An 18,932-nucleotide genomic window follows, 5' to 3' on the forward strand; every position below is an offset into this window, starting at 1 on the left:
GATTGCAGGTGCATTCAACATGTGTGACAGAATTTAAACTTTGGGTTTTTGAAATAATGAAAACTTTTACTGCTACGCCAGAAACTGTAACTCGTGACTGGTATGTCGTTGATGCAGACGGCAAAACATTAGGTCGTATCGCTACTGAGATTGCTTCACGTTTACGTGGTAAGCATAAGCCAGAATACACTCCTCACGTTGACACTGGTGATTACATCATCGTTATCAATGCTGAAAAAGTAACTGTAACTGGTAACAAAGCAGCTGGTAAGACTTACTACTCTCATTCAGGTTTCCCTGGTGGCATCAAGCAAATCAGCTTTGAAAAGCTACAGGCTCACAAACCTGAAATGATCATCGAGAAAGCAGTTAAGGGTATGTTACCTAAAGGTCCTTTAGGACGCGCTATGTTCCGTAAACTTAAAGTTTACACAGGCGCTGAACATAACCACGCTGCACAACAACCACAAGTTCTTGATATCTAAACGGGAGTAAGAAATGTCTGCAACTCAGTACTACGGCACTGGCCGTCGCAAAACTTCTACTGCTCGCGTATTCGCAAAAGTAGGTAGTGGCAATATCGTTGTTAACCAACGTCCTTTGGATGTTTACTTTGGTCGTGAAACTTCTCGTATGGTTGTTCGTCAACCACTTGAGTTAGTTGAAATGACTGACAAATTAGACATCTACGTAACTGTTAAGGGCGGTGGTACTACTGGCCAAGCTGGTGCAATCCGTCACGGTATTACTCGTGCACTGATGGAACTAGATGAGTCATTACGTCCTGCATTACGCGGCGCTGGTTTCGTTACCCGCGATGCTCGTAAAGTTGAGCGTAAGAAAGTTGGTCTACGTAAAGCACGTCGTAAGCCTCAATTCTCAAAACGTTAATTCGTTTTATGGAATTACGAAAACCCAGCATTTTGCTGGGTTTTTTATTGCCTGAAATAAATCGACTTGCTTCGCTCTGTTGACAATTTATTAGTTTGACAACGTCAGGTATGATGCTCTCAAGTTAGTGAAACAGGCAGAAAGTTAATGACAACTCAAACAATTGTGATCGCTTTGGCATTAGTTTTGATCGTTGAGGGGATCGGGCCGTTATTTTTTCCCAATCGATGGAAAAAATATCTTGCAGAGATTTCAGTGCAAAATCAAAATGTTCTCAGACGTTTAGGTGGATCTTTAGTCACGATCGGCATCGTGTTATTGATTATTTTTTCATAAAAAACTTGCCTAACGCCCCCTAAAATCTGTTAAAATTCCCCTTTATACCACAACCTTGCAGCAAACAATGGGCAAAAATGTAGTCGTACTCGGCACTCAATGGGGTGACGAAGGCAAAGGTAAGATTGTCGACCTTTTAACAGAACAGGCAAAATACGTAGTTCGTTACCAAGGCGGCCATAATGCCGGCCACACATTGGTCATCGATGGTGATAAAACCGTTCTTCATTTAATTCCATCAGGAATTTTACGCGATAATGTTAAGTGCATTATCGGTAATGGTGTTGTACTTGCACCTGATGCATTAATGAAAGAAATCAGCATGCTTAAAGAGCGTGGTATTCCGGTTGACGATCGCCTTCTTATTTCTGAAGCATGTCCGCTAATTCTTCCATTCCATTGCGCACTTGATATGGCTCGCGAAAAAGCGCGCGGTAACAATGCAATTGGTACCACTGGTCGCGGTATTGGTCCAGCATACGAAGATAAAATCTCTCGCCGTGGTTTACGTGTGGGCGATTTATTCAATGCTGAGTTATTTGCTAAGAAACTGAAAGAAGTGATGAAATATCACAACTTCATGTTGACCGAATACTATGGTTGCGAAGCAGTTGATTACCAAAAGACCCTTGATGATGCATTAGCGATTGCTGATTACTTCAAGAGCATGTGTGTTGATGTAACAGAGTTGCTAGATACTGCGCGTAAAGCTGGTGAGCCAATTTTGTTCGAAGGTGCACAAGGTACGTTGCTTGATATCGACCATGGTACATATCCATTTGTTACGTCTTCAAACACGACTGCTGGTGGTGTTGCGACGGGGTCTGGTTTCGGTCCACGTCACTTAGACTACGTACTGGGTATTATGAAAGCCTATACCACACGTGTTGGTGCAGGTCCTTTCCCAACTGAATTAGACAATGAAATCGGTGATTACATCGGTGAAAAAGGTCAAGAGTTTGGTGCGACTACCGGTCGTAAGCGTCGCCCAGGTTGGTTAGACGTTGTTGCTATGCGCCGCGCCGTACAAATCAACAGCATTAGTGGTTTCTGCTTAACTAAGCTTGATGTACTTGATGGCCTAGAAGAAGTTAAAATCTGTGTTGGTTACCAATACCCAGATGGCACGATTGAAAAAGTTACGCCATTGGCAGCTGAAGGCTATGAGCAGGTAACACCTGTGTATGAGTCAATGCCTGGTTGGACAGAAAATACCTTTGGTGCTACGTCGGTTGAGCAACTACCTCAAGCCGCTCTAAACTACATTAAGCGTATTGAAGAGCTACTTGAAACACCTGTTGATATTATTTCAACCGGTCCAGATCGAAATGAAACGATGACATTAGTTAATCCTTTTAACTAATTTCAACATTTTGATGAATAAGGCCGCAGATAGCGGCCTTTTTGTTGGGCGTTAACTAATGAACTGACTCATGGAATAAGAGATCCAGTTCAAGAAATGCGCTATACTGCCGATGCAATAAGTAACAAGATTGTCATCGAGAGTAAGTATGTTACGAATCATATTAGTCCTATTAGCAGTGATCAGTTTTCAAGCTCAAGCAGAGTTAGAAGCCATTGATATTTATGGTGACGAGGAGCTGATCTCACTTATCCGTTCAAATCAATATTTGCAGCGGGTAAAAGATGATGACTGTCAGTTAGTGCAAGATATTGAGGCCAGAGCAGAAGTGCTGCAACAGCCAATGTATCAATTTTTATGGGGTGAAATGCTCAATCATGGTGTGTGTGTTGAGCGCCACTCATCCCGTGGCATGAAAATGCTACAAACGTCAGCGGATCAAGGTAGTGCTGAAGCAATGCTCAGGTTAGCAAGATATTATTATCAAGGTAACTTGGTAGTTAAAGATAGAAATCGTGCCGTGAATTACGTAATACCTGCCGCAGCAAATGGCAATGTAAAAGCGCGAATATTATTAGTGAGACTGTTTGGTGAAGGTTATGGTAGCCCACGTGATTATGAATTGGGTTATCACTGGCTTTACAACAGTTATTTTGATGACAAGGCACAACATACAGAGGCCATGTCATTACTCGACATGTTAGCGGCAAAGATGCCTGAGTCCATTGTAAGGCGGGCACAACAGTCGCAGATATATACACAGTAAGGCGCCAAGTGTGCCTAAATAATGGAAATTGAATGATCAACGATCCTCATTTTGAGAGAGAACAAGACAAGTACCAAAACCCAATCCCAAGTCGCGAATTTATCTTAGCGTACTTACGCGAGCAAACCTCGCCAGTCACCCGCGACAATATAGCCAAAGCGTTAAATATTGTAGATGAAGAACCACTAGAAGCATTGCGTCGTCGCTTACGTGCGATGGAGCGTGATGGCCAGTTGGTATTCACTCGTGGCCAGAGTTATGGGTTACCTGAAAGAATGGATCTGATTACGGGGACAATTATTGGTCACCGTGATGGTTTTGGCTTTTTTAAACCAGAAGAAGGCGGAGATGATTTATTCATCAATAACCGCGATATGCTTAAGTATTTTCATGGCGATAAGGTATTGGCTCAAAAAGCGGGTACAGATCGTCGTGGCCGCCGTGAAGCAAGAATTGTACGCTTGGTACAAGAACGCAGTGCAGCATTAGTTGGCCGATATCATGTTGATAGTGGTATGGGTTTTGTGATTGCCGATGATAAGCGAATTACTCAAGAAATATTAATTGCCCAAGAAGACAAGAGCGGTGCACGTGCTGGTGATGTGGTGGTGGTTGAGCTAACAAGACGTCCAGGACGGTTTGTAAAAGCTGCAGGCAAAGTGACTGAAGTGCTAGGTAAAACCATGGCGCCGGGGATGGAAATTGAAATCGCCCTGCGTAATTATGATTTGCCTCATACTTGGTCGCCTCTCATCGAGAAAAAGTTACGCAAAATTCCTGATGAAGTCCCTGAGTCAGATAAGCAAGGGCGCGTAGATTTACGTCACTTACCGTTAGTGACCATTGATGGTGAAGATGCACGTGACTTTGATGATGCGGTATACGCAGAAACTAAGCCAAGCGGTGGTTGGCGGCTATGGGTTGCTATTGCCGATGTCAGCCATTATGTCAGAAGTGATTCTGCATTGGATAGAGAGGCACGCAGCCGCGGTAACTCGGTGTACTTCCCATCGCAAGTAATCCCAATGCTGCCAGAGAAAATCTCTAATGGTTTATGTTCGTTAAACCCGCATGTTGACAGATTATGTATGGTGGCTGAAATGACAATTTCAGCACGAGGTAAGCTATCGGGTTATAAGTTTTACCCAGCCGTGATGCACTCACATGCCAGATTAACTTATACCCAAGTGGCTGACATGTTAGAAGGTGGCCATGTTACTGCTGAACATGAGCCGATATTACCGCATCTTAAATGCTTACAATCCTTGTACTTAACCTTGGATGAAGTTCGCGCACAACGTGGTGCGATAGCATTTGAAACTGTTGAAACGCAGTTTGTTTTTAACGAGCAGCGTAAGATTGACAAAATTGTGCCAAGAAGCCGCAATCAAGCCCATAAAATCATCGAAGAATGTATGATTCTGGCCAATGTAGCCTCGGCTAAGTTTGTACAAAAAAATAAAGGCGAAGTACTGTACCGCGTTCATGAATCGCCATCAGAGCAAAAGCTCACCCAGTTTAAAGACTTTTTATCTGAACGTGGGTTGAGTTTAGACGGTGGATTGGAGCCAGAGCCCAGTGATTATCAAGATTTGATGCTGCGTATTACTGACAGACCTGATGCCGAGTTAATTCAGGTGATGTTATTGCGCTCTATGCGACAAGCCACGTATACGCCCGATAATGAAGGCCACTTTGGTCTAGCGCTGGAAGGCTATTCACACTTTACGTCACCTATTCGACGTTATCCGGATTTGGTTTTGCACCGTGTGATTAAATATTTGCTGGCAAAACAGCAAGGCAACGTGACGGATAAGTGGACTGCCGATGGTGGTTTCCATTATGAACTTGATGAGCTAGATAAGTTAGGTGAAGAGTGCTCTAACACTGAGCGACGTGCTGATGAAGCCACTCGCGATGTCAGTGATTGGCTTAAGTGTGAATATATGCAAGACCATGTAGGTGATACCTTTGATGCAGTGATTGCCTCTGTCACCAATTTTGGTTTATTTGTCCGCTTAAGTGATTTATTTATTGATGGCTTGGTGCATATTTCAAGTTTAGCAAGTGATTACTATCAATATGATGCTAGTCGTCAACGTTTAATCGGTGAACATTCACGTAAGATTTATCAAGTGGGTGATGAAGTCACAGTAAAAGTTGCGGCAGTAAATTTGGATGATAGACAAATTGATTTGGTGATGCTGGGTGATAATGTCAAAGGCCGTGGCCGCAAACGTAACCCCAACAAACCGCTTAATGCCCGTGAACGTGCCAATTTAGAAGGTGCTAAACGAGCAAGCAAAGAGCAGCGTGGTAAACAAGCTGAAAATACATCTTCAGGCAATGAGGCTAAGAGCGCTGGTCTTAGCGGGTCTGATAAAAAAGCTAAATCGCCGAAAAAGTCTCGCGTAAATAAGTCGAGTAACAAGAAACGTTCAGCTAAGAAAACAACAGCTAAACGCAGTAAGAGAAAGTAATTGATGAAAAAACAACAAATGATTTTTGGTATTCATGCCTTAAAAGCCCTTTTGAATAATAGTCCTGAACGGGTTATTGAAATGTGGGCGCTGCAAGGGCGTGAAGATGAGCGTCTTGAGCCATTACTTGCTTTAGCTGCAAGTATGGGAGTGACGGTACAAAAAGCCTCTCGTAAAGTCCTCGATGAAAAAGCGGCGAGTACGCAACATCAAGGTGTAGTGGCGCGTGTGAAACCAGCTAAGCAATTGGGTGAGAATGAGCTGGACGATTTATTGGCAAATACCGAAACGCCATTTTTATTGATCCTTGATGGTGTAACTGACCCACATAACCTAGGCGCCTGTTTACGTAACGCAGATGCCGCTGGCGTGCATGGCATAATTGTTCCGAAAGATAATTCGGTGGGGTTAACCGCAACCGTCAGTAAGGTGGCTTGTGGCGCGGCAGAAGCTGTGCCGTTATTTCAGGTAACAAACCTTGCTCGTACTATGCGCCACATTCAAGATAAAGGCGTATGGATCGTTGGTACCGCGGGTGAAGCTGAAGGTAATGTGTATCAAGCAGATCTAAAAGGTTCTCTTGCGATTGCAATGGGCGCCGAAGACAAAGGTTTACGTCGCTTAACTCGTGAAAGCTGTGACTCATTGGTTTCAATTCCAATGGCTGGAAGTGTTTCTAGCCTAAATGTGTCAGTGGCGACAGGTGTATGTTTGTTTGAAGCAGTAAGACAACGTTTAAGCTAACTTATACTCTGAACAAAAACGGCGCTAAGCGCCGTTTTTTTATGTTCTCAATATTGGTGCCTTGTACAAATCAGCTAACAAAACGAGTTAACTCATATATTAGCGGAACGTATAAAGTAGATTGAAGGTGGTAATGGTATCGAGCTTTTCAGAATCTTCAGGCACATCACTGTTGTATTTGAAGTTCATTCCCACTTTAAACGCCCAGTCTTGTATAAAGGTATTTTTGTAGCTTAAGTCGAGAGTTAGCGTGTTGTTATCTTCACCAGTTTCGGCTGTTAAGTCAGCATTTAAGCTAGTGTATTCCTGCAGTTTAAGTGAGTACTTGGCAGCAGAACGTACAATGATCGAGCTATTGTCACTCGGATTAGGCTCAGCCTCACTTGATTGCGGTTGGTCATAACGATAACCAGGACCAATCTCAAAGCTCAGTGTCGTGGTGCTGTCGTTAATGATATCGAAACCGTAACCGGTAGACACAGTGTAAATGCGTGTAAATGAACCAAACTTGTCCCAGGTTAATTCACCACGGCCGTATAAATAACTGTCGGTGAATTTATAATTAGACTGTAAGTATATATCAAACTTTTCAGCCGTCGACTGATCGCCATCTGCAGCATAGTAAGCTTTTAGCGTTGCTTCTTGTTTGGCCTGGTCTGTGTCATAAGAAAAGAAAGTGCGGCCATTAAAGTTTTTAGTTGAGTTATTACCACTATTTAATTGCAGCCCAGCCTCAACTTCTGCAGTAAAGTCACTCGGCGGTTCTTTATAGTCAGGCGGCACCAGTGCCCACGCTTGCGCAGGAAACAATAAAAGGCAGGTGATATAACACAGTTTGTTCATTTATCTTTAGTTCTTCTTTATTCGCTGGGTATTTATAGCACTTAGCTGCCACATCATACTCGCTATCTATAGTTGAGAAAAGGCCTAGCTATTGAAGTGAATATTCATCATCTATTCTTTATAAACATCGTGCGTATAAGTGGCGAGGGATAGGTTTCACACCGATATAGTATGTAGCTTCAGCGGGTTATGCCTAGGCGAGACATAAAGATGATCCCAGCTTCGTTTATTTCTTGAGTTTTGGATTGTTTTTCTGTAGTATCGCGCGCTCAAATCAGTCACTTTAATTCGTTCCTTGCCTCAAACTTGGTCTGACTGAGCCAAAACGAGGCTACATAACCGTAAGGAGCAATAAATGCGTCATTACGAAATCGTATTTATGGTTCACCCAGATCAAAGTGAACAAGTCCCAGGTATGATTGAGCGTTACACCGGTGTTATCACCGCTGCTAACGGTACAGTTCACCGCTTAGAAGATTGGGGCCGTCGTCAATTGGCTTACCCAATTCAAGACCTACATAAAGCTCACTATGTTCTTATGAATGTAGAGACTACTGCAGAGTCTGTAGAAGAGTTAGAAACAGCTTTCCGTTTCAACGACGCTGTTCTGCGTAACATGGTAATGCGCACTAAAGCTGCTGTTACTGAAGCTTCTCCAATGGCTAAAGCAAAAGATGAGCGTGATTCACGTCGTTCACCTGCTGCTGAAACCAAAACAGAAGAAAACGCTGAAAAAGCTGAATAATTTACTCTGTGAATAACCACTTAGTGTTGTCGGGCGAAATTAAGCGCAGTAGACAATTTGAAAGCCCAAGCGGAATCAAGCACACAGTGCTGACCCTTGAGCATAAATCACAACGATATGAAGCAGAGTTATTACGAAACGTATACTGTTTAATCCAAGTGATATTAAGTGGCCCACGCTTTATAAGCGTAACAGATGAATTAAAAGCAGGTATGCAAGTTGATGTTGAAGGGTTTCTTTCACTACAACAAGGGCGAAATGGCCAAAACCGTTTAGTCTTGCATGCTGAAAATGTCGAATTGAAAACTTAGGAGACTGTCAAAATGGCACGTTATTTCCGTCGTCGCAAGTTCTGTCGCTTCACTTCTGAAGGCGTTACAGAAATTGATTATAAAGATATCGTAACTTTAAAGAACTACATCACTGAAAGCGGCAAGATCGTTCCTAGCCGTATCACTGGTACTAGTGCTAAATATCAACGCCAACTAGCTCGCGCTATCAAGCGTGCTCGTTATCTTTCTCTTCTGCCATACACTGATTTACATCAGTAATTGCAGACTTTAAACAAGAGGATTAGATAATGAACGTTATTCTACTTGATAAAATTGCTAACTTAGGTGGCTTAGGCGACCAAGTATCAGTTAAAGCTGGCTACGCACGTAACTACCTTTTACCACAAGGTAAAGCAGTTGTTGCTAACGCTGCAAACGTTGAAGTTTTTGAAGCTCGTCGCGCTGAATTAGAAGCGAAACTAGCTGCTGAACTTGCAACGGCAAGCGAGCGCGCTGAAAAACTTGCTGCATTAGAAGCTGTTGTTATTGCTTCTAAAGCTGGTGATGAAGGTAAGCTTTTCGGTTCTATCGGTACTCGCGATATTGCTGATGCAGTTACTGCTGCTGGTGTTGAAATTGCTAAATCTGAAGTTCGTCTTCCATTAGGTGCATTACGTACTACTGGTGAGTTCGAAGTTGAAGTATCAGTTCACACTGAAGTTCAAGCTGTTGTTAAAGTTTCTGTTGTTGCAGAAGACTAATAGCAATTTGCTTTGAAGAAAACACCGCCAATTGGCGGTGTTTTTTTATGTCTGAAATAAGGTTGTTCAAGCGCTGTGATTTTACTCGTAAGTGTGACGGATGTTATTTTTATATCCTGTTACTCGCACCTGTCTCACCGTTCCCATTGCTTATTATTAATCACAGCAGTTTACTTACAATGGCATTAAGCTAGCTTAGCTAAAAGAGCTACATTGCTAATCTAATTGAGTTATTAGGCTGTATGCATAGCTGGTAATATTCAGCCAGGTTTTGGTTTGAAAGTGCCATAAAAAAGCCACCAGAATACAGGTGGCTAATACTTGAAGTCTTTGGCTCTAGGATTAATTAGTCACGAGTTCTAATTCTTGCATCAAGTTTTCAGCATTATCTACCTTGTCCATCATCCACAAGATATAGCGCACATCAACATGTACAGCGCGAGTGATAGTAGGGTTGAAGAACCAATCTTTAGTGATTGCTTCATAGGTGGAGTCAAAGTTTAATCCAACAAGCTCTCCTTTACCGTTAAGTACGGGTGAGCCAGAGTTGCCTCCTGTGGTATCAACGCTTGACAAGAAGTTAACCGGTACGGAATTAAACTCATTCGGTTCAGCTTCACAGGACATCAGCTTACACATCCAAGAACGTGGGTCTTGGTAAACAGATTGAATACGGTGTTGTCCATGCTCGCCTTTGCTAATCGCGTCTAAGACTTTTTGCGGTGCATTAAACGGTTCTACACCCGTATGCTTAGCGACAATACCCTCTAAGCGCGTAAATGGTTGCTTGTACAAGGCATCTTTAGATTGATAGCCATCAACCATACCGTAGGTGATACGCAAGGTTCGGTTAGCATCTGGATACACAGGCCAATTATTGGCTTTGTAGTAGCTAATTACTGCGCTCATATATTCTGGGCGAGCTTTGGATAACTTACCTTGCAGCGTTTTTTGCTGCTTTTCTAGTGTCATATTTGCATCATGCAGCGCAACGGCTAAACGAATGAAAGGATCATCGCTGGTTTCAAAGTCTTTCGCTGGCTTTTCCATCCAAGCTAAACGAGCTTGTTGATCTGACAACTCTGTCAGCGCGTAAAAACCGTCAATTTTTGCAATCAAATCTTGCTGATCCGTTGACTGGCTTAAAGCGTTATCTAGCACTTTTACTTTTAGCGGTTGTGCGATGTATGCATTAAGATCTTGCAGCCACAAGGTTTTATCTACGCTCGCGTCAAAGCTTGTGTCGAGACGTTTTAATCTCGCTTTGAACATTTTCATGTCACGTTGTTGATAGCCAGACTCTCTTTCTTCGTCAGGTAACTGATTTTCTTTAGCTAAACGATATAAACGTTTTGCGGCATCAAGTAATGAGCTTGATTGTGCATTTTCAAAATAGTAGTTGGTTTGAGCAAGTGTTTGTTGCTTTTCAAGTAATGCTTCAAGTTCGCTGATCACCTGTTGATTAGCATTTTCATCTTGTTTCAACCAAGTCAAAAAATCATCTTCACGGCTTTGCTTAATACCAACGATATCAGTAGCTTTAAAGCCATCTAATAATCCGTTAAGTTTTTTCATGCGGTTAGCCATTGAAGCAAGCGTGCCGGCATATTTTATTTTAACTGCTTTATCTTCATTACCCATTCGCTCAATAGTATCGATGCGTAATTGATAGCGTTCTGCATGTGTTGGGTATAACCAATTGCTGGCAAATTCTAGTTCGCTAGTTAAACGGTAGCGGCTAGTTGAACCTGGGTAACCTGCCACAAACACGCCATCGCCTGCTTTGACGCCATCACTATTTATCTTTAAATAGCTTTTAGGTTGGTAAGGTACATTGTCTTCAGCATACGTGGCAGGCTGTCCATCTTTGCCCACGTAAGCGCGTAAGAAAGTAAAGTCGCCTGAATGACGAGGGTATTCATAGTTGTCGATATCGCCACCAAAAGCACCTACGCTTTCGGGCGGTGCGTATACTAGGCGAACATCACGAATGATTAACTGCTTAATTAAGTAGTATTCAAGACCATTATGAAAACTACTAACCGAGCAACGATAGTTTTCATCGGTTTCACAGTCTTTAATCAGTGCTTTACGATTACGTTGAATATCTTGGTAACGAGTGAGTGGGTCATCAGATAAATCAGCCGTGACTTTTTGAGTTACATCTGTGACAGACTCAGTAATGTATAAACGCTCGTTAGGGCCTGCAGAAGGCTCATCTGCCATAGCACTCGCTAAGAAACCATCAGCGAGGTAGTTATGTTCAGTTTTACTGTTATATTGAATGGCTCGATAAGCGCAATGATGGTTTGTGACAACAAGTCCTTGGGGGGAGACAAAACTGGCTGTACAATACCCTAATCCAACAACCGCATTCATTGGGTATTGAGTTAGATCAGCAAGTTGTTTTGCAGGTATTTCAATACCTCGTTGTTGTAATTTATCAGCTATCGAAGGCATTTGATGAGGTTGCCATTGGCCTTCATCGGCATAGGCAAAACCAGAAGACAGCACTAGAGCCGCAATCAATGCAGTACGCATGTTTATTCCTTAGGTTTTATTGTACTTATTAGGTGGATATTCTTAGTTATGGAGGCGTTAAAATTGTGCCCCAAGAATCTCTAGGCTGTTATATCATATTTCATTAAGAAAAGACGTTGTTAATTGGGAGATTTAATGTCACAACAAGGTATGTTTAAGGCAAAGAAAAGGCCTGTTGACGCAGAAGTTAATGCGTTAAAGCTACCTCCGCATTCTATTGAAGCAGAGCAGTCAGTATTAGGTGGGCTAATGCTCGATGCCGATGCTTGGGATAGAGTTGCTGAAGCTGTGGTACCAGAGGATTTTTATTCTCGTTCTCATAAGATGATTTTTAATGCCATGCAACGTTTGATGGAGCTTGGCCAACCCATCGATTTGATTACTGTGTCTGAGCAGCTCGAAATTGAAGACCAACTCGATGATGCTGGCGGTTTTGCTTACCTCGGTGAAATTGCTAAAAACACGCCAAGTGCCGGTAATATTTTATCTTACGCCGATATTGTGCGTGAACGTGCCGTTGTGCGAGACATGATTGGTGTCGCCCATGAAATTGCCGATGCGGGTTATAACCCTGAAGGGCGTGACTCTAGCTCACTCCTTGACTTAGCTGAATCCAAAGTATTTAAAATTGCTGAGATGCGCGCCAATTCTAATGAAGGCCCTGAAGGCATTAAATCCATTCTTGAAAAAACCGTCGATAAGATTGAAGAGCTCTACAATAACCCGCATAACGGTGTAACGGGTGTCTCTAGTGGTTTCCGTGATTTAGATAACATGACCGCAGGTTTCCAATCTGGTGATTTGATTATTGTGGCAGCTCGTCCTTCTATGGGTAAAACCACCTTTGCGATGAACTTGTGTGAGCAAGCTGCCATGAATGAAGATAAGCCGGTGCTTATTTTCAGTTTAGAGATGCCTTCTGAACAGATTATGATGCGTATGCTCGCCTCATTAGGCCGAGTGGATCAAACCAAAATTCGTACTGGCCAACTCGATGATGAAGATTGGGCGCGAGTATCATCCACTATGGGGATCATGCTTGAGCAAGGCAAGATGTACATTGATGATGGTTCAGGCCTTACACCAACAGAGGTTCGAAGCAGAGCAAGGCGTATTGCACGCGAGTATGGTGGGCTATCGATGATCATGATCGATTACCTCCAATTGATGCAGGTACCTGCGTTAAAAGATAACCGTACCTTAGAAATCGCCGAAATTTCTCGCTCGTTAAAAGCGCTTGCTAAAGAGCTGGAAATCCCTGTCATTGCGCTGTCACAGCTTAACCGCTCGCTTGAGCAAAGAGCCGATAAACGCCCAGTAAACTCTGACTTACGTGAATCAGGCTCTATTGAGCAGGATGCCGACTTAATCATGTTTATTTATCGTGACGAAGTGTATAACGATGATTCAGAAGATAAAGGTACGGCTGAAATTATTATTGGTAAACAACGTAACGGTCCTATTGGTCGTGTCAGGTTGGTATTCCAAGGACAATTTTCGCGTTTTGACAATTATGCTGGTCCACAAATAGAAGAAGATTAACGGGCACAAAATGCCACGTTATCAATGAACGCCCTGTAACTTTTAAAGATAAAATGGCCCATGACTGATGGGCTAGAGGCAGTCGTATTTGAAACCCTTTCCACGTGCTGAGATTAGCCAGCAAGCTATTCAACATAACTTGCAGCGGCTAAAACAAATTGCACCCAATAGTAAAGTGATGGCCGTTGTGAAAGCTAACGGTTATGGCCATGGTTTACTTAATGTTGCTAATTGCTTAACCACCACAGAGCATCGAGCCGATGGTTTTGGTTTAGCACGTTTAGAAGAAGCATTGCAGTTAAGAGAAGGCGGAGTAAACGCTAAGCTGTTATTACTTGAAGGTTGTTTTAGGCAATCTGATTTACCTTTGTTGGTTAATCACGATATTGATACTGTTGTGCATCATGAATCACAGCTGGTCATGTTAGAGCAAGCAGAACTCTCTAGCCCTGTCTCTGTGTGGTTAAAAATCGACTCTGGTATGCATCGATTAGGGATTGGTATCGATGAGTTTAAGTCGATTTATCAGCGGTTAGCGAGCTGCAGCAATGTCAAAAAGCCGATTAATCTAATGACTCACTTTGCTTGTGCAGATGAGCCAGACAACCCCATGACAGCAAAACAAATTGCCGATTTTGAAGCCACAGTGGCGCATTTAACCGGTGAGCAGACACTTGCCAACTCAGCCGCAACATTATTTTGGCCTCAAAGTCAGGCGGACTGGATCCGCCCAGGAATTGCCCTTTACGGGGTTTCACCTGTTACTGGCGATCGTGGCTATCAACATCAGTTAATCCCTGCAATGGAATTGGTCTCTAACTTAATTGCTGTACGTGAACATAAGCAGGGGCAACCTGTCGGCTATGGGGCGTATTGGACTGCTCCTAGGGACACACGTTTAGGCGTTGTGGCAATTGGCTATGGTGATGGTTATCCGCGAAATGCGCCTGAAGGCACGCCTGTGTGGGTCAATGGCCGCAGAGTCCCCATTGTTGGCCGAGTATCGATGGACATGCTCACCGTCGACTTAGGGCCGGATGCCACTGATGTCGTGGGTGATAATGTGCAGCTTTGGGGCAAAAGCTTAGCTGTTGAAGAAGTCGCTGAGCGTATCGGTACCATCGCATATGAATTAGTGACTAAGCTCACCCCACGCGTTATAGTTGATTTGATTGAATAATATAGGGATATGTCTTGAAAAAACATTTCTGGTCAGTTGTTTTTTTGACAAGCAGCATTTTCTCCGTAAGTGCTTATGCTGAGGTTTCAGAGAACCATCATTTGCCTTCAATGCCTAATGCAGAGCCGGATAAGGGCCAAATTGTTGAATTTGACCCAGAGCTTGAGCTAAAGCAAGAGCCTGGCGAAGAAGTTGATGAGCTAGAGGAGCTCGAGGCTGAATACCCAATGGCTTTCCAAGCAGTGCCGATTGTTTTACTTTCTGAGTCGATGAAAACAGCGTATGGCGCAGCAGGTATCATCAAACATGCTGGCCAAGTTCAAGCGAGTATTCTTGGTGTCGGCTTATACTCCAGTAATGATAGCTGGATTGGTTTTACCGGTCTCTACAACTACCAATTGCCTAAAATGGATCAATGGTTTTTCTCTTTTGAAGCTTACCAAGGTCATATTACAGAAGCTGTGATTTTTCTAGATCCAGATGACTCACAAGGAGATTTATCAGGTGCGCAAAGCCCTGAGCGAATTATATCTTTGGTCGATGAATCTTCTTATAAGTTCCATGCTGAATATGTGTTGCCTATTGGTGCTGGCCGTAATGGGGCTTTATTCAGTATGTTTGAAAGAGATAAAGAAGTTAGTTGGAACCCTTTAAAATCAGGTGTTTCTAGTATTACATTTACGCCTTTTTATGAAACTCGCGAATTAGCTTACTTCCCTGAGGTGCCTGATACCGCAAAAGGTATGCAAGTTAAGTTTGAGTGGGATAACCGCAATAACACCTATAGCCCAACTCAAGGTGGTAGAAGTCAATTTATTGTAAAGCATGGTGTTGATGTCGATGATGAGGCACATTGGACGACGTGGGAGTTTGAGCAGAGTTTCTTTTTTGATCTTTCTGACAATGATTGGTTTAAAGAGCAAGTTATCGCGACCAACTTCTATTTGGCTGATACGCCTACTTGGAATCATTACGACAATAGCACTGGCAAGTACCGACGCCCGCAAGATTTTTCTGGGATCAGCCTTGGTGGCTTTGACCGACAGCGTGGTTACAATACTCAAGAGTACACTGGTAGAACGGCATTGAATTACTCTTTGGAGTATCGTGTCAAACCTCATTGGCAACCTTTACCTAATTGGCCGCTGTTTAAGCTGTATGACATTCCTTGGTGGCAATGGGTTGCTTTTGCTGAAGTCGGTAATATCACTGATGAATTTAGTTTTTCACAGTTGCATTCAGATATGCTTTATACCGTAGGCGCTGGTGTGCGCCTTGAAGTAGAGGATCTTGTTATCCGTGCTGATTACGCTTTCAATCAAGATGGTGATAGTCACTTTTGGGTGATGGTAAACCAACCTTTTTAAGGTTGGTTATGTATCCTCAAAACATATTTCAATGTATGCATTACCACTTTCATGGGTAAAAGGGACAAGTAACTTTTTACCCTTAGATTTATGGGCAATCGTGTGGTTTTTTCCTGCTACGACAACCGGTGTGGCCATATCAAAATTATAGCCTTTTTCACCTAACAAATTCTTAGCGCCGCCTGTGACCATATTAGTAATTTCGCCAACCAAATCGCTGACTTCTTCGTTGATATTAGAAGGCTTTTCTCCCAGCATCTTATTCATGACTTCTAAGATCAAACCTTCTTCAAACGTAATAGACATTGAACCTTTTGTTTGCTGTCCAACCATGCCTATTAAGCCAGAAATATCACCTTTTGCGATATCATGACCTTTTAATTGGGGTTTCCCTGGAGTCAGTTCCATCATTGCCATCGTGGATGTGACGTTAAGTAGTGAGGTTAAAAAAGGGTTGATAAACTCTACATTCATGAAAAATCATCCGATAAAAAGCTTGGAAAAGTAGCTAAATTATAAGTTTAGTCTTAGCTAGGCTAAATGCATAACTAGTTAGTTAATCAAATTTTCATTACAACAATTAACTACATACCTCAGAATACAGGATACAACATAAAAATATAGCTAATCGCTCACATAAAGCCGTGAAGACGAGTCTGAAAAATGTATATTCTCTTCATTGTTACTTCTGTCATGGTTATAAAAGCGGTGTCTCATCAAATAGCTGATATTAATGGCATAAGATCCAAATGCAACTTTAATAAACCGCAGACATTATTGAACAACCTGATATGCCAATTGAAGCTAAGGTATCTGAGCTGTATAATCCTCCGCCTTATTCGCAAATTAGTTGCTGGCAGTACAATAACACTCTTTTGTTCGTAAGGGGGTTAGGCTTTGCGTTGTACATCCGTTTACATTGAAAATGAACATATCATAAAGTGAAATCAGCTTTTTCTCTGATCATTAACTAGGTTACTTATATGCACTTATCATCACGCTTTTCTGTCGCACCTATGCTTGACTGGACAGATAGACATTATCGTTATTTTGCGCGAATTATGTCGAAGCAAACCTTGTTATATACGGAAATGGTGACAACAGGGGCGATTATTCATGGCAAGGGGGATTACCTCCAGTTCAATGAAGAGGAGCACCCCGTTGCATTGCAACTTGGCGGCTCAAATCCTGAAGATCTTGCTAAGTGTGCGAAGTTGGCTGCTGAACGTGGTTATGATGAAGTGAACCTCAATGTAGGCTGTCCATCGGATCGAGTGCAAAATGGCCGGTTTGGGGCTTGCTTAATGGCTGAGCCTGAATTGGTTGCCCAGTGTGTTGATGCAATGCAGCAAGTGGTCGATATCCCTGTGACGGTAAAGTCACGCATTGGTATAGATGAACAAGATAGTTATGAGTTTTTAACTCGTTTCATTGACGTGGTATCAGCCGTTGGCTGCCAAGACTTTACCATTCACGCTAGAAAAGCGTGGCTACAAGGCTTAAGCCCCAAACAAAATCGTGAAATACCTGAACTGATATATGAGCGTGTTTACCAAGTGAAACGTGATTATCCTGAGCTAAATATTGGGATCAATGGTGGTATTACTAGCCTTGAGCAAACAAAGCAGCATTTAAACTTTGTTGATGGGGTGATGGTAGGGCGTGAAGCCTATAATAATCCTTATATACTTGCAGAAGTTGATCAGCAAATATTTGATTGCACTAACCCAGTGGTGACTCGCGAGCAAGTGGTCGAGCAAATGTTGCCTTATATTGAGCGTCATTTACAGCAAGGTGGCCGATTAAATCATATCACTCGACACATGATTGGTTTATTTCAGGGATTACCAGGTTCAAGGAGTTGGCGACGTTATTTAAGTGAAAATGCTCACAAAGCTGGGGCAGGTATCAGTGTAGTGACCGATGCCATTGAAGCCATGAATGCAGGTAAGTAATGCCGCTGTCAGCAATGAAGCATTAATTCACTGTAGGTTATGATGATAACAGCAGCATGATGCTCTAGATTAAGCGCCTAATGGCGCTTTTTTTATGCCTCAAATAACCAGATATAGTCGATATAGTGAATTTGACTAAGCAGGTAGTGAATTTCACTACCTGTTGGTTTTTTGGCCTAAGGCATAAATGTATAATCAGCGAATATTTTACGATTTGCTTGATTAAGCAGTTGTTTTTGTTTGCTTTGTTAAAGTTGGCACGTAGGTTGTAATACTAAGTCTGTACCCAGTTAAACAGGGGTTTAACTGAAATAACATACAAAAGGATTGCATTATGTTTACTTTAAACTCAACCAATATTATTTCTCGTACTATTAAGTCAACGATTGCTGTAGCGGTATTAGCAACAGCGAGTTTATCAGCACAAGCTACTGAAATTTCTGTCTCAGATACGCTAGTGTCAATTGAACAAAATATCTCACGTGCTAGCCAAGACATGATAGCCAATATGCAGCAAGAAATGATGCTGACATTACAAGCGCAAATTGCGGAGCAACTGTTCGAAGTTGCACAAGATACATCAGAGCAAGAGTCTGTATCTGAAACCCAAATTGCTGCGGCTAAGGACGAGTAATGCTAGAGAATGTCGGATTTGTGGCCCCATTAGTTTCACTGTTATTGCTACCGGTTTTAAGTTTTATGGTGTGTGCATTGATGGCCAGTGTAATGTGGGGCGCAACTTGGAACAAAAAATAGCAAACATTGGTCAGGTAACGCTAAGGAGCGATTATGTTAGATAGCATTGTAGACAGACTGAAAAATGATAAGCGCATAGTGTGTGGTGTATGTGCTAGATTAGCGAAACAGTACGATTGGTCATTAACGGTGACAAGGTTAGTAGCAGTAGTGATTTTATTAACTAACCCAAGTTTAACGTTATTAGCTTATTTTATTATCGCAGTAATCTTTACCCAGAAACCAACTCGTTATTAGCATCAATTATTTTCATTGATGCTAATAACTCGAACAAATTAAATAGCATTGATGAGCATTCACTCGTAAATACGAGCTTCTTGTTTATCGCTTATACAATCCGCGTTACAGCATTTGATAGACAAACAGACAACTCAGCTACCTGGTTAGAAA

20 protein-coding genes are annotated in these 18,932 nt (G+C 42.4%); 17 read left to right on the forward strand and 3 right to left on the reverse strand.

Annotation, left to right across the window (positions count from 1 at the left end; genetic code table 11):
- Positions 1 to 56: 56 nt before the first annotated feature.
- The 7 genes from rplM (at position 57) to rlmB (ending at position 6,580) form a co-directional block, all read left to right on the forward strand.
- The gene (gene rplM / locus ACHUGF_RS08215; RefSeq protein WP_394130311.1) at positions 57 to 485 is read left to right on the forward strand and encodes a 50S ribosomal protein L13; all 429 of its coding nucleotides are present in this window, start codon (positions 57 to 59) and stop codon (positions 483 to 485) included.
- A gap of 13 nt (positions 486 to 498) precedes the next feature.
- Entirely contained in the window at positions 499 to 891 is a 393-nt protein-coding gene (gene rpsI / locus ACHUGF_RS08220) for a 30S ribosomal protein S9 (protein WP_394130312.1), read from the forward strand.
- Positions 892 to 1,038: 147 nt separating this feature from the next.
- Entirely contained in the window at positions 1,039 to 1,227 is a 189-nt protein-coding gene (locus ACHUGF_RS08225; protein WP_394130313.1) for a DUF2065 domain-containing protein, read from the forward strand.
- A gap of 67 nt (positions 1,228 to 1,294) precedes the next feature.
- Positions 1,295 to 2,590, forward strand: a complete 1,296-nt coding sequence (locus ACHUGF_RS08230) for an adenylosuccinate synthase (protein WP_394130314.1) — start codon at positions 1,295 to 1,297, stop codon at positions 2,588 to 2,590.
- 148 nt (positions 2,591 to 2,738) lie between these two features.
- A complete protein-coding gene (locus tag ACHUGF_RS08235; RefSeq protein WP_394130315.1) occupies positions 2,739 to 3,356 on the forward strand; it encodes a tetratricopeptide repeat protein in 618 nt (205 codons plus the stop codon).
- A 32-nt stretch (positions 3,357 to 3,388) separates the two neighbouring features.
- Positions 3,389 to 5,836: a ribonuclease R gene (gene rnr, locus ACHUGF_RS08240; RefSeq protein ID WP_394130316.1), complete on the forward strand. Its 2,448-nt coding sequence runs from the start codon at positions 3,389 to 3,391 to the stop codon at positions 5,834 to 5,836.
- Positions 5,837 to 5,839: 3 nt separating this feature from the next.
- Positions 5,840 to 6,580: a 23S rRNA (guanosine(2251)-2'-O)-methyltransferase RlmB gene (rlmB, locus tag ACHUGF_RS08245; RefSeq protein WP_394130317.1), complete on the forward strand. Its 741-nt coding sequence runs from the start codon at positions 5,840 to 5,842 to the stop codon at positions 6,578 to 6,580.
- A gap of 99 nt (positions 6,581 to 6,679) precedes the next feature.
- Here rlmB and ACHUGF_RS08250 read toward each other — a convergent pair whose 3' ends face one another.
- On the reverse strand, positions 6,680 to 7,423 hold the full coding sequence (locus ACHUGF_RS08250; protein WP_394130318.1) for a DUF481 domain-containing protein: 744 nt from the start codon (positions 7,421 to 7,423) through the stop codon (positions 6,680 to 6,682).
- Positions 7,424 to 7,778: 355 nt separating this feature from the next.
- On the opposite strand from ACHUGF_RS08250, the gene rpsF reads away from it, so the two are divergent.
- Genes rpsF through rplI form a run of 4 tightly spaced genes read left to right on the forward strand, consistent with a single transcriptional unit; the run spans position 7,779 to position 9,201 of the window.
- Positions 7,779 to 8,168, forward strand: coding sequence for a 30S ribosomal protein S6 (gene rpsF / locus ACHUGF_RS08255; RefSeq protein ID WP_394130319.1), 390 nt, complete (start codon positions 7,779 to 7,781; stop codon positions 8,166 to 8,168).
- An 8-nt stretch (positions 8,169 to 8,176) separates the two neighbouring features.
- Entirely contained in the window at positions 8,177 to 8,479 is a 303-nt protein-coding gene (gene priB / locus ACHUGF_RS08260; protein WP_394130320.1) for a primosomal replication protein N, read from the forward strand.
- Positions 8,480 to 8,491: 12 nt separating this feature from the next.
- Complete coding sequence (rpsR, locus tag ACHUGF_RS08265; RefSeq protein ID WP_130598554.1) at positions 8,492 to 8,719, forward strand: 30S ribosomal protein S18; 228 nt, start codon at positions 8,492 to 8,494, stop codon at positions 8,717 to 8,719.
- A 29-nt stretch (positions 8,720 to 8,748) separates the two neighbouring features.
- Positions 8,749 to 9,201: a 50S ribosomal protein L9 gene (gene rplI / locus ACHUGF_RS08270; RefSeq protein WP_394130321.1), complete on the forward strand. Its 453-nt coding sequence runs from the start codon at positions 8,749 to 8,751 to the stop codon at positions 9,199 to 9,201.
- 342 nt (positions 9,202 to 9,543) lie between these two features.
- On the opposite strand, the gene ACHUGF_RS08275 is transcribed toward rplI, so the two are convergent.
- Positions 9,544 to 11,742, reverse strand: a complete 2,199-nt coding sequence (locus tag ACHUGF_RS08275) for a S46 family peptidase (RefSeq protein WP_394130322.1) — start codon at positions 11,740 to 11,742, stop codon at positions 9,544 to 9,546.
- 135 nt (positions 11,743 to 11,877) lie between these two features.
- Between ACHUGF_RS08275 and dnaB the strand changes: the two genes are divergently transcribed.
- From dnaB to ACHUGF_RS08290, 3 genes are all read left to right on the forward strand, one after another.
- Complete coding sequence (dnaB, locus tag ACHUGF_RS08280) at positions 11,878 to 13,284, forward strand: replicative DNA helicase (RefSeq protein ID WP_394130323.1); 1,407 nt, start codon at positions 11,878 to 11,880, stop codon at positions 13,282 to 13,284.
- A gap of 88 nt (positions 13,285 to 13,372) precedes the next feature.
- Positions 13,373 to 14,464 carry an alanine racemase gene (gene alr, locus ACHUGF_RS08285; RefSeq protein ID WP_394130324.1) on the forward strand — a complete coding sequence of 364 codons (1,092 nt, stop codon included), beginning with the start codon at positions 13,373 to 13,375 and terminating at the stop codon, positions 14,462 to 14,464.
- A gap of 14 nt (positions 14,465 to 14,478) precedes the next feature.
- Positions 14,479 to 15,831: a BamA/TamA family outer membrane protein gene (locus ACHUGF_RS08290; RefSeq protein WP_394130325.1), complete on the forward strand. Its 1,353-nt coding sequence runs from the start codon at positions 14,479 to 14,481 to the stop codon at positions 15,829 to 15,831.
- A 6-nt stretch (positions 15,832 to 15,837) separates the two neighbouring features.
- Here ACHUGF_RS08290 and ACHUGF_RS08295 read toward each other — a convergent pair whose 3' ends face one another.
- Positions 15,838 to 16,305: a chemotaxis protein CheX gene (locus tag ACHUGF_RS08295; protein ID WP_394130326.1), complete on the reverse strand. Its 468-nt coding sequence runs from the start codon at positions 16,303 to 16,305 to the stop codon at positions 15,838 to 15,840.
- A gap of 509 nt (positions 16,306 to 16,814) precedes the next feature.
- Between ACHUGF_RS08295 and dusA the strand changes: the two genes are divergently transcribed.
- The 3 genes from dusA (at position 16,815) to ACHUGF_RS08310 (ending at position 18,779) form a co-directional block, all read left to right on the forward strand.
- Positions 16,815 to 17,786, forward strand: coding sequence for a tRNA dihydrouridine(20/20a) synthase DusA (dusA, locus tag ACHUGF_RS08300; protein ID WP_394130327.1), 972 nt, complete (start codon positions 16,815 to 16,817; stop codon positions 17,784 to 17,786).
- 334 nt (positions 17,787 to 18,120) lie between these two features.
- A complete protein-coding gene (locus ACHUGF_RS08305; protein ID WP_394130328.1) occupies positions 18,121 to 18,420 on the forward strand; it encodes a hypothetical protein in 300 nt (99 codons plus the stop codon).
- Between the two features lie 155 nt (positions 18,421 to 18,575).
- Entirely contained in the window at positions 18,576 to 18,779 is a 204-nt protein-coding gene (locus ACHUGF_RS08310; protein ID WP_394130329.1) for a PspC domain-containing protein, read from the forward strand.
- Positions 18,780 to 18,932: the final 153 nt, after the last annotated feature.

The sequence above is a fragment of the Shewanella maritima genome (assembly GCF_043643735.1).
Taxonomy (GTDB): Bacteria; Pseudomonadota; Gammaproteobacteria; order Enterobacterales; family Shewanellaceae; genus Shewanella; species Shewanella maritima_A.

Bases quoted from the DNA above. Each gene is read 5' to 3' on its own strand.
- rplM (WP_394130311.1), top strand. From the start codon at position 57: ATGAAAACTTTTACTGCTACGCCAGAAACTGTAACTCGTGACTGGTAT.
- rpsI (WP_394130312.1), top strand. From the start codon at position 499: ATGTCTGCAACTCAGTACTACGGCACTGGCCGTCGCAAAACTTCTACT.
- ACHUGF_RS08225 (WP_394130313.1), top strand. From the start codon at position 1,039: ATGACAACTCAAACAATTGTGATCGCTTTGGCATTAGTTTTGATCGTT.
- ACHUGF_RS08230 (WP_394130314.1), top strand. From the start codon at position 1,295: ATGGGCAAAAATGTAGTCGTACTCGGCACTCAATGGGGTGACGAAGGC.
- ACHUGF_RS08235 (WP_394130315.1), top strand. From the start codon at position 2,739: ATGTTACGAATCATATTAGTCCTATTAGCAGTGATCAGTTTTCAAGCT.
- rnr (WP_394130316.1), top strand. From the start codon at position 3,389: ATGATCAACGATCCTCATTTTGAGAGAGAACAAGACAAGTACCAAAAC.
- rlmB (WP_394130317.1), top strand. From the start codon at position 5,840: ATGAAAAAACAACAAATGATTTTTGGTATTCATGCCTTAAAAGCCCTT.
- ACHUGF_RS08250 (WP_394130318.1), bottom strand. From the start codon at position 7,423: ATGAACAAACTGTGTTATATCACCTGCCTTTTATTGTTTCCTGCGCAA.
- rpsF (WP_394130319.1), top strand. From the start codon at position 7,779: ATGCGTCATTACGAAATCGTATTTATGGTTCACCCAGATCAAAGTGAA.
- rpsR (WP_130598554.1), top strand. From the start codon at position 8,492: ATGGCACGTTATTTCCGTCGTCGCAAGTTCTGTCGCTTCACTTCTGAA.
- rplI (WP_394130321.1), top strand. From the start codon at position 8,749: ATGAACGTTATTCTACTTGATAAAATTGCTAACTTAGGTGGCTTAGGC.
- ACHUGF_RS08275 (WP_394130322.1), bottom strand. From the start codon at position 11,742: ATGCGTACTGCATTGATTGCGGCTCTAGTGCTGTCTTCTGGTTTTGCC.
- dnaB (WP_394130323.1), top strand. From the start codon at position 11,878: ATGTCACAACAAGGTATGTTTAAGGCAAAGAAAAGGCCTGTTGACGCA.
- ACHUGF_RS08295 (WP_394130326.1), bottom strand. From the start codon at position 16,305: ATGAATGTAGAGTTTATCAACCCTTTTTTAACCTCACTACTTAACGTC.
- dusA (WP_394130327.1), top strand. From the start codon at position 16,815: ATGCACTTATCATCACGCTTTTCTGTCGCACCTATGCTTGACTGGACA.
- ACHUGF_RS08305 (WP_394130328.1), top strand. From the start codon at position 18,121: ATGTTTACTTTAAACTCAACCAATATTATTTCTCGTACTATTAAGTCA.
- ACHUGF_RS08310 (WP_394130329.1), top strand. From the start codon at position 18,576: ATGTTAGATAGCATTGTAGACAGACTGAAAAATGATAAGCGCATAGTG.